We start from the raw sequence: 2,701 nt of genomic DNA on the forward strand, positions 1-2,701 counted from the left end.
GTCATGCCCGGCGTCGGCGGTACACTGCTGGTGCCGTCCGATCGCCGGCAATCCGACCTGGCGCGATTGGTGCTGTCGGTGGCCCCGTTCGTCGATGCCCGCGCCTATGGCCTGGCATCCGAACGCTGCGCGGTGGTCATGGTGACGGAGGTCGCCCGCCGTATCCCCGATGGCTTCGAGTTGCATGTCCGCGAGCTGTTCGACCTGACGCCGGCCGAAGCCCGCTTGGCGACGGAACTGGCGTCGGGACGCTCGCTGAAGGAGGTCGCGGCAGCGTCCAACATCACAGTAAAGACCGGCCGCACCTATCTCGAACGCATCTTCGCCAAGACCGAAACCCGCCAGCAGAGTGAACTGGTGGCGCTGCTCAAGAGCACCGAACCGCTCACCGGGCGCAGATGACGTACACACCCTTTAAATTGCGACGGAACTTCAGTGTCGTTTGCAAAGCGTCCATGAGCGGTCAATGTCCAATGTGAGCATCGAAACGGTCTCCGCCGTGATCGGCAAGGTCTACGAGGCAGCCTACGATCAGGAGCGTTGGTTCGACGCGATAAACAGCATGCGTGACCTGTTCGGCGGCTCGCGCTCCTGCATCGTGCGCATGAGTCCGCAAACCGCCGACGTGGTTGCCACCGACCACGATCCCGAATTTTCCTCGCAACAGTGCTTCGAGGCCCTCATGCGCGACCCGCTGGCCGCAGCCGCGGCCGCCTTGCCTGTCGGTAAGGTGACGCGTTGGCCGATGATGCTGGACGAGACGGCATTCCGGCGGCGTGAACTTTGGCAGGACTGGTTCAGGCCGCGCGACATGTATCACGGGCTGGTCTGCAACCTGCTTACCGCCAACGGCGCGCAATGGGTGCTCGATATCCATCGCGGATCCAGACAGGATATGTTCGGCGCCGATGAGATGGGATTGTTCCAGAAGATCGTGCCGCATGTGCTGCGTGCCGGGCAGATCGGCCAACAATTGGAGAGGACAGCGGCACTGGCATCCGCCTTTTCGCACCTGCCCTTCGGGGTGTTCGTGGTCAACGGCCATCAGCAGATCGCGCGGATGAACGAGGCCGCCGAAGAGATGTTGATGCGGCCGGACAGTCCGTTAAGATTGAGGGACGGGATGATCGTCGCTGCCAATGCCGAGGATGCGCAGTTGCTGCAACGTCTGGTGGTTGACGCCTGCACCTTGCCGGACGGCGCCATGCCGGGAACAGGCGGCACGCTGCTCATACCATCCCATCGCCAGCGGTCGGGCCTGGCGCGGCTGGTGCTTTCGGTGGCGCCCTTTGTCGATGCCCGCACCTACGGCCTGGCCTCGGAGCGCTGCGCGGTGATCATGGTGACCGAAGTCGCGCGCCGCAACACCGAGAGCTTCGAGTTGCATGTCCGCGAGCTGTTCGACCTGACGCCGGCCGAAGCCCGCCTGGCAACGGCATTGGCGTCGGGCCGGTCGCTGAAGGAAGCCGCCGACAGTTCGAACATCACCGTAAAAACCGGTCGCACCTATCTCGAACGGATATTCTCCAGGACCCGCACCCGCCAGCAGAGCGAACTGGTGGCGCTGCTCAAGAGCACCGAACCGCTCAGCGGGCGCAGGTAGAAACCTGATTTTCGGAACCCGACAGTCGGCATATGCCGACTGTCGGAGGCAAAGCATTGTGTGCAAGTTTCGACCCCGATTGCAGCGGCCTCGCTTGAGGAGGGGGCGCTGTCGATGCGGGGAAAGTCGATGTTCGAAACCGGACACGCCGTGGTGGCGGGGTTGCTTCCATTCGCCATTTCCTATGCGCTCGTGGCAATGCTGCCCGGCGCCAACTTCGCCGTCGTCACGCAAGCCGCGCTAACCGCTTCGCGCGCCACGGCTCTGTCTGCCGCCGCCGGTGTTGCCTTGGGCGCGAGTTCGCTGGCGACCGTCGTCGCGACCGGCGCCGGAGCGTTGCCGTCAGGGGGCTTTGCACACCAGATCGCCGCAAGCCTCTACGGCACGATGCTGGTCTTCATCGGCTGGAATTCGATGCGGCGGGCGCTGTCGATCAAGGTTGGCTTCGACGTGCCGAAGCCCGTTCCAATCACGCGATATTTTCGGCTGGGCTTTGTCACGGCAGTGGCAAACCCTGCAACTGCATTGTTCTTCGCGTCCTCCACGCTGAATCTGGATGCGCGCGGGGCAACGCACCTACCCCTGTCTGTGCTGGTTTTTGCCATAGCCATTGCCTGGTTTGGGCTGCTCGGCCTTTGTATCTCCCAACCGGTTGCGCAGCGATTTTACAGTCGTTTTCGAAAGCATGCGGACATCGCGCTGGGAGGAACCCTGGTGGCGCTCGGCTTCTCCGCATTTGGACATTGAGCGGCGGCTGTAGCCGCCCTCTTCTCATCCGCGGCTGGGCAGTTCCGCGCTCTTCAGCAAAGCGACAAGCTGGCTTTGTTGCCGCGTCCCGGTCTTGGCGAAGATCCGTTCGAGATAGGTGCGGCTGGTTTTGACGGTGACGTTGGAGCTTGCCGCTGCCTCCTTCAATGGCCGCCCTTGCGCGAGGGAGGCCGCCAGCCGCGCCTCTGCGGGCGTCAGGTCGAACAGGCCGGCAAGCAAGCTTGGCGACGGCACGGGGGCGCTGGCGCTCATCGCCGTCGCCGCAACCAGAATGTCAGCCCCGGAAAAGATCTCGTGCGCGGCACGGCGCAGCGGCAGGAGATGAATGAC

Annotated in this window: 4 protein-coding genes; 3 read left to right on the plus strand and 1 reads right to left on the minus strand. The window is 63.6% G+C overall.

Annotated elements, in window-relative coordinates; genetic code table 11:
• The 3 genes from EN914_RS31195 to EN914_RS31205 form a co-directional block, all read left to right on the plus strand.
• Window positions 1-402: helix-turn-helix transcriptional regulator (locus EN914_RS31195; RefSeq protein WP_164779041.1), on the plus strand; the 402-nt coding region annotated here is incomplete at its 5' end.
• A gap of 64 nt (window positions 403-466) precedes the next feature.
• Complete coding sequence (locus EN914_RS31200; protein WP_024502982.1) at window positions 467-1,603, plus strand: helix-turn-helix transcriptional regulator; 1,137 nt, start codon at window positions 467-469, stop codon at window positions 1,601-1,603.
• A gap of 129 nt (window positions 1,604-1,732) precedes the next feature.
• A complete protein-coding gene (locus EN914_RS31205) occupies window positions 1,733-2,350 on the plus strand; it encodes a LysE family transporter (protein WP_024502981.1) in 618 nt (205 codons plus the stop codon).
• 24 nt (window positions 2,351-2,374) lie between these two features.
• Here the strand turns inward: EN914_RS31205 and EN914_RS39505 are convergent.
• On the minus strand, window positions 2,375-2,701 hold a 327-nt coding region (locus tag EN914_RS39505; protein ID WP_245497881.1), incomplete at its 5' end, for a helix-turn-helix transcriptional regulator.

The sequence above is a fragment of the Mesorhizobium sp. M7A.F.Ca.CA.001.08.2.1 genome (assembly GCF_003998455.1).
In the GTDB taxonomy this organism is placed as follows: domain Bacteria; phylum Pseudomonadota; class Alphaproteobacteria; order Rhizobiales; family Rhizobiaceae; genus Mesorhizobium; species Mesorhizobium ciceri.